Here is a 6,068-nt window from a genome sequence, read left to right on the forward strand (position 1 = left end):
AGGACGCCGGCGCAACAGGGATGCTACTGCGCGATTACTCGGCTGCAGGCTCGGCGCCGCAGCATTTCTTGAACTTCTTGCCGCTGCCGCAAGGGCAGTCGTCGTTGCGGCCCACTTTCGGCTCTTCGCGCTTCATGGTTTGCACGGGTGCCTTGCGGCGCGGGACCCAGAAACGGTGGATGGCCGGCAGGTTCGCTTCCAGTTCCTGCGCCAGCTTGTGCGCCTTGACCGGGTCTTCCACCAGTTTCAGCTCTTCTTCCTTGATTTCGTCGGCGCCCAGCAGGTAGATCGGCTGCATCAGCTCGGCCACTTCGGAGTCCCAGATTTCATTCCACGAGCCTGGGCGCAGTTCCATGCCGTCCCAGAAGCCCCAGCACCAGGCTTCGGCGTCGATCAGGGTCTGGCCTTCGTAGTCGTGTTCGACGAACAGGGCTTCGAATTCCTTCGGCGCCACTTCGAACGTCACCAGCACTTCGTTCATGAAGCGCATGATCAGGTTGACGATGCGCTCTTCTTCCTTGCTGTTCTTGAACTTCGGCGCGTCGTTGACATCTTCGCCCCACACGCGCGGCAACCATTCGGCCGGCATGATCGGTTCCGGGCCGATGGCGACGGCCGTCAGATAGCCGTGCAGCATATCCATGGTCATCGCGTCTTCGGAGCAGCGCTCCGACAACAGGAATTGGTCTAATTCGTCGAATTCTTTTTCTGATAATGGCTGTTCGAGTTGCATGGCTTGCTCTTTGATTGAATGTAAGGCGCCAGTATACGCCTTGCTGCGGCTTGTCGCCGAAGTGTTTGCACCGGCGGCCCGCGCGCGCCTTACAATGTCGCTTATGCACAATGAAAACCAGCCGCACGAGGACGACCGGCCCGTCCATCCCTTTTCCGCCCTGAGCCCCGATTGCGTGCTCGACGCCCTCGATAGCGTGGGACTGCGCGGCGATGGCCGCCTGCTGGCCCTGAACAGCTATGAAAACCGCGTCTACCAGGTGGGCATCGAAGACAGCGCGCCGCTGGTCGCCAAGTTTTACCGTCCCGCGCGCTGGAGCGATACGGCCATCCTGGAAGAACATGCGTTCGTGTCCGAACTGGTCGAGCGCGAAATCCAGGTGGTGCCGGCGCTGGAAATCAACGGCAGCACCCTGCACCAGTACCAGGGCTTCCGCTTTGCCGTCTTCCCCCGCCACGGCGGCCGCGCGCCGGAGCTGGACGACCCTGCCACGCTGGAATGGATAGGGCGCTTCATCGGCCGCATCCACGCCGTCGGTGCGCTGTCGACCTACAAGGAACGGCCGGCGCTCGATCACCAGACGTTTGGCGTCGAGCCGCGCGAGTTCTTGCTGGAAGGAAATTTCCTGCCGCCCGAACTGTTGGCCGCCTATTCCAGCGTGGCGCAGCAGGCGCTCGATGGCGTCAAGCGCTGCTATGACCGCGCGGGCGACGTGGCCATGCTGCGCACGCACGGCGACTGCCATGGCGGCAACGTGCTGTGGACGGACGCCGGCCCCCATTTCGTCGATTTCGACGATAGCCGCATGGGACCGGCGATCCAGGACCTGTGGATGATGCTGTCGGGCGAGCGGGGCGACCAAGTGCGCCAGATGAGCGACATCCTGGCCGGCTACGAAGACTTTTGCGATTTCGACCCGCGCCAGCTGTACCTGGTCGAAGCGCTGCGCACCCTGCGCCTGATCCATTATTCGGCCTGGCTGGCGCGCCGCTGGGACGACCCCGCCTTCCCCGTCGCCTTCCCGTGGTTTAACACGCAGCGGTACTGGCAGGACCGCATCCTGGAACTCAGGGAGCAGGTGGCGTTGATGGATGAAGCGCCATTGTGGCCTGTTTGACCTAAACGCCCGAAAAGGGCGGTAAACGCCCCTCTTCTTGCCGCGCTGATTTGCGCATGCCTGTTCGATAATGGTGCTAATAAATTCCTAGAAGCAACGGAATTCACCCGAACAAGCGAGAAATCATGCAAGCACAGCAAAATCAGCGCCAGGCCGCCTCCCTCACCGTCGCGTATTCCGCCGATGACGAGTTCGACCAGGACAGCATCGTCTCGCTGCATGATTTCAAGGATCTGGAAAGCAAGGCGGAAGCGCCTGCTGCCGCCATCACGCCCGCACTGCAATCCGAACCGCAAGCCGAGCCGGCAGCCGAAGCCCAAGCCGATACCAAGGCGCCAGCCGCGGAACGCCAGAAAATGGAATTGAAAGCCATCCACGAGGCGATTGCCCGCGTGGAAGCGGAAGCGAAAGCTACCTGCGCCGCTGAAAGCCGCGCGCTGGCCGAAGCGCGCGTGCGCTCGCTGGCCGAGGACCGCGCCGCCATCGACGCGGCCGCCGCCGCCGCCGCCCAGCAAAATGCGCAGGCCGCCGAGGAAGCGATTGCCGCCAACCGCGAACGTCTCGACACCATGCGCGCCGCCGCGCAAGCGAGCGTGGCCCGCCTGGAAGCCGTCAAGCAGGAAACGGCCGAACTGCGCGCCCGCGTGGAGTCCGATAATGAAATCCGCCTGGCCGCCGAACAGCGTTCGCGCGCCGAGCAGGAAAGCCGCTTGCGCGCCAGCGAGCAGGTGGCCGTGCAGTCGGAACTGGCCGAACAGGCCGCCCGCGCCGCCGAAGAATTGCAAGTGCAGACGGAGCAGGCGCGCCTGCAGGCCGTCGAGCGCGTCGCCGCTGTGCAGGCGGCCAAGGAAGAAATGGTGGGCATCGCTTCGGCCGACGCACGAGTTGCCGTGCTGGCGCGCGAACGCGAGCGCCATGCGCACGGTGCGCGCCAGACGGCGCAGATGCTGGCCGAAGCGGAAAGCGAAGCGCTGGACTTGACGGTGCAGCGCGAGCGCGCCGACCAGATCGCGCTGGAATCGGCCTTCAACCGCGCCGCCGCCGAAGTGCGCGCCCTGGAAGAAGCGCGCGCGCTGGCGCACCTGGAACAGGAACGCGAAGCCATCGCGCTGGCGCAGGCGGAATCGGAACGCCATGCGGCGCAGTCGCTGCGTTTGCGCCTGCAGACGGAAAAGGAATTGCGCGATGCGGCGATCCACCGCGAGCGCCTGGAAATGGTTGCCGTGGCCAGCGCGCAGGCGCGCCGCGATGCAGACGTGCGCATCCTGGCCGCCACCGAAGCGCGCATCGAGGTAGATCGCCAGCTGCGCGCCGTGGCGCTGGCCCGCGTGGCCGCCGAACAGGATGCGGAAATCGCCGGCCACGCCAAGCTGGAAGCGGAAACGGCGGCTCTCGAAGAAACCAAGGCCCGTGAAGCGGCCGAGCAGGCCGCCGCCGTGGCAGCCGCTCGCGAACTGGAAGAGCAGCAGCGCGCCGCCAGCCTGGCGCAGGAACGGGCCGAACTGGCGCGCCAGGCGTCGGAACTGGTCGCGAGCCAGAACGACGCCGAGCAGGCCGAAGTCGATGCCGGCAAGGCGACATTGGCCGCGCAGGAGCAAGCGTCGCAACTGGCGCAGGAAAAAGCCCGTCAGGCAGAGCAGCTGCTGCAGGCGGAGCAGGAGCGCCTGGCCGCCGAACAAGCCGCCATCGCCGCCTTGAAAGAAAAACTGGAAGCGGAAGCGCTGGCGTTCAACGCGGCGCAGGAACGCATCGCCGCCGAGGGCGCGCAAGCGGAACTGCTGCGCGGCCAGCACGCGGCCGAACAGGCCTTGCGGGAAGCGGCGCAAAAGGAAGCGGACGCCATCCGCATCCTGATGGACCAGGCCCTGGTCGAAGGCGAACAGAAAGCCGCTGCCGCGCAAGCCGTGCAGGCGCAGGCGCGCCTGGCCGTGGAACTGGGCCAGGTGCATAGCGAGCGCGCCCGCGTGGAAGAAGACAAGGCGCAAGCGGCCGAAGCGCTGCTGGCGTCCGAGCGCGATTTCGTCGCGGCCGAACGCGAGTCGCTGGCGCTGATTGCGCAAAAACTGGTGCAGCAGCGCCAGACCAGCAGCGCCGAAGAGCGCGCTTCGCAAGCCATCGCCGGCCGCCTGGAAGCGGAAAAGCAGGCGACGGCGGCAGCCGAAACCCGCGCCGCCATGGAACAGCAAGCGCTCGACGCCATGCGCCAGCGCGAGCAGCTGGAACTGGCCGCGCAGCAGGCCGCCAGCGAGAAACTCGACGCGCAGCAAGCCTTGCTGGCCAGCGCCCAGGCCCATGCGGCCCTGCAGCGCAAGGCGGCCGAGACGACGCGCGCGATGGCGGCCGCCAAGCAGCAATTGCTGGAACGGGAAATGGAGCGCGCGCAGCAGCAAGAGCGCGAACTGGCCGCCCTGCGTGCCAGCCTGGAGCAACCCCAAAGCGCGTTTTCCAGCTCATTGACCGCCGCCCGCGCGAAAGCCGAACAGGTGAGCTCGGCCAGTCTGACGCGGGAAGTGATCGAGAGATTGACGCAGCCGAATGACGCCGGTGCAGTGTGGCGCTCACGTTGAGCTAGAACGTTTAAAACTTCCTGCCCACGCCCACCAGCAACACATCCGCGTCGCGGTGGTAATCCGTTACCACCCGGTTCCACGCCACTTGCGCCAGCCAGTGGCGGTTGACGTGGTAGCGGGCCACGGCTGACAGCAAGCCTGTCAGGCGCGCGTCGTGGCCCTGGGTGTCGCGGCCGTCCCAGGCCACGTACGGCCCGGCACCCATGCCGAATTCCACCTTTTCATTGAGCGAGCGGATCAGCCACAGCTGGGCGGCCGCGCCGCGCCGGTGCGCCAGCGCCGTGCCACCTTCGTCGATGAGGGCGGCGCTCCAGTCCACGTATTTTCCCGCCGCGCGCCGGTATTCCAAGGTGAACGGGCGCGAGGACTCGGAGCGGAAGCTGTTGACGATGGTGTGGCCGGTCGACAAGGTCAAGGTGTCGTCGTAGGCCCAGTTCTGCAGGTGCAGCTTGGCGCCCGGCACGCCGTCATAGCGGTAGCCGGCGCCCACCAGCAGGTGCGTGGTGGCGTCCTTGCCGCTGGGGCGGATGCGATTGATCTGGACCAAGGCATACCAGCGGTTGTCGAATTGCCAGCGCGCCTGCAGGCTGGCGATGGAACCCCAGCCGTGGTCATTGTCGAAATTGTGCGGCGCTTCGTCCGTCTTGGCCGTGTCGAAGAAAAAATAGCGGCCCACGCCGGCACCCAGCATCAGTCCCTGGTCCACGTTTTTCGTGCGCAGCCACACCTGGCCCGCCATGCCGTCGCGGTGATGGTCTTGCGGGTGTCCCTCGTTGATATACGACAGGCTCACCGCATTGTAATTGCCTACCGGCTGCGTGTAGCTGATGGCGGCGACAAAGGTGCGTTCATTGGTCGAGTTGACTTTCAGGGCGCCGGCCATGCCGGAGATATCCTGTGCCTGGGCGGACAGGGGAAGGGCGGCGGACAGCAGGGCCAGGACGGTGTATGGCAGGCGCATGAGGTTTCCAGTGACAGGTGATTACACGCTAAAGGTCGTCTGGCGGGGCATCATGCGATTGCGCAAGAATCTTGCACATTGGCTACATTTATGGACTGTATTGGCCAGAACTTGTCACAAGTGTATAAGAAAGTGAGAATGTGTGAGGCGCGCCAATGATGAGGCGGAAGGGAGGCGCCGGCCTGGAAGGGCTGGCCGGCGCGATGCTGCTGAAGTTGGTGGACTTGCGGTATTACTGGCTCAATACGACCTTATCGGCAAAATATTCCGTCTCGCCGAAGCATTGCGTGGGTACGCCCTTGTGCTGGCTGTAGGTGACGAGGATGCGCTTGCCGGCGGCGGCCGTCAACTGCTTCGCCACCTCCTCATCGCGCACGCTGAACTGGAATTTTTCCGGGATGGTGCCCGGCAGCGCCGTCAGCAGCAATTCACCCTCCCATGTCTTGCAGATCCAGCCCCGCTTGGAGAACTTTTGCAGGTAGCCCGCCCGTTCGCCTTCCGAGTACGAGAAGCTGAGGGCCATCCACGTGTAGGCGGCCAGCAGCAGGAAGCCGGCCACGAGGAAGATGGCAAAGGCGAAGGTGACTTTTTTGGTCGTAGGGGTCATGTTGACTTTTATCGTTAAATTGAAGAAAACCCGGGGTCAGACCCGGCGGGTCTGACCCCAGCCTTCCGCTAGTGGTGTAC

The 6,068-nt window shown here is 64.8% G+C and carries 5 protein-coding genes; 2 read left to right on the forward strand and 3 right to left on the reverse strand.

The genetic code is table 11. The features are described from left to right. Positions 1–34: 34 nt before the first annotated feature. Positions 35–733, reverse strand: a complete 699-nt coding sequence (locus tag ASN89_RS24430) for a UPF0149 family protein (protein WP_058051079.1) — start codon at positions 731–733, stop codon at positions 35–37. Between the two features lie 103 nt (positions 734–836). Between ASN89_RS24430 and ASN89_RS24435 the strand changes: the two genes are divergently transcribed. Both ASN89_RS24435 and ASN89_RS24440 read left to right on the forward strand, forming a co-directional pair. Beyond that, on the forward strand, positions 837–1,850 hold the full coding sequence (locus ASN89_RS24435; protein WP_152988676.1) for a serine/threonine protein kinase: 1,014 nt from the start codon (positions 837–839) through the stop codon (positions 1,848–1,850). Between the two features lie 125 nt (positions 1,851–1,975). Further along, positions 1,976–4,417 carry a hypothetical protein gene (locus ASN89_RS24440; RefSeq protein ID WP_058051080.1) on the forward strand — a complete coding sequence of 814 codons (2,442 nt, stop codon included), beginning with the start codon at positions 1,976–1,978 and terminating at the stop codon, positions 4,415–4,417. 10 nt (positions 4,418–4,427) lie between these two features. Here ASN89_RS24440 and ASN89_RS24445 read toward each other — a convergent pair whose 3' ends face one another. Both ASN89_RS24445 and ASN89_RS24450 read right to left on the reverse strand, forming a co-directional pair. Then, positions 4,428–5,381, reverse strand: coding sequence for a hypothetical protein (locus ASN89_RS24445; RefSeq protein ID WP_058051081.1), 954 nt, complete (start codon positions 5,379–5,381; stop codon positions 4,428–4,430). 232 nt (positions 5,382–5,613) lie between these two features. After that, positions 5,614–5,988: a hypothetical protein gene (locus ASN89_RS24450; RefSeq protein ID WP_046682297.1), complete on the reverse strand. Its 375-nt coding sequence runs from the start codon at positions 5,986–5,988 to the stop codon at positions 5,614–5,616. Between the last annotated feature and the right edge of the window lie 80 nt (positions 5,989–6,068).

This window comes from Janthinobacterium sp. Ant5-2-1, from assembly GCF_001445815.1.
Taxonomy (GTDB): domain Bacteria; phylum Pseudomonadota; class Gammaproteobacteria; order Burkholderiales; family Burkholderiaceae_D; genus Janthinobacterium; species Janthinobacterium lividum_E.

Coding starts and splice junctions, on each gene's coding strand:
- ASN89_RS24430 (WP_058051079.1), bottom strand. CDS start 733: ATGCAACTCGAACAGCCATTATCAGAAAAAGAATTCGACGAATTAGAC.
- ASN89_RS24450 (WP_046682297.1), bottom strand. CDS start 5,988: ATGACCCCTACGACCAAAAAAGTCACCTTCGCCTTTGCCATCTTCCTC.
- ASN89_RS24440 (WP_058051080.1), top strand. CDS start 1,976: ATGCAAGCACAGCAAAATCAGCGCCAGGCCGCCTCCCTCACCGTCGCG.
- ASN89_RS24435 (WP_152988676.1), top strand. CDS start 837: ATGCACAATGAAAACCAGCCGCACGAGGACGACCGGCCCGTCCATCCC.
- ASN89_RS24445 (WP_058051081.1), bottom strand. CDS start 5,381: ATGCGCCTGCCATACACCGTCCTGGCCCTGCTGTCCGCCGCCCTTCCC.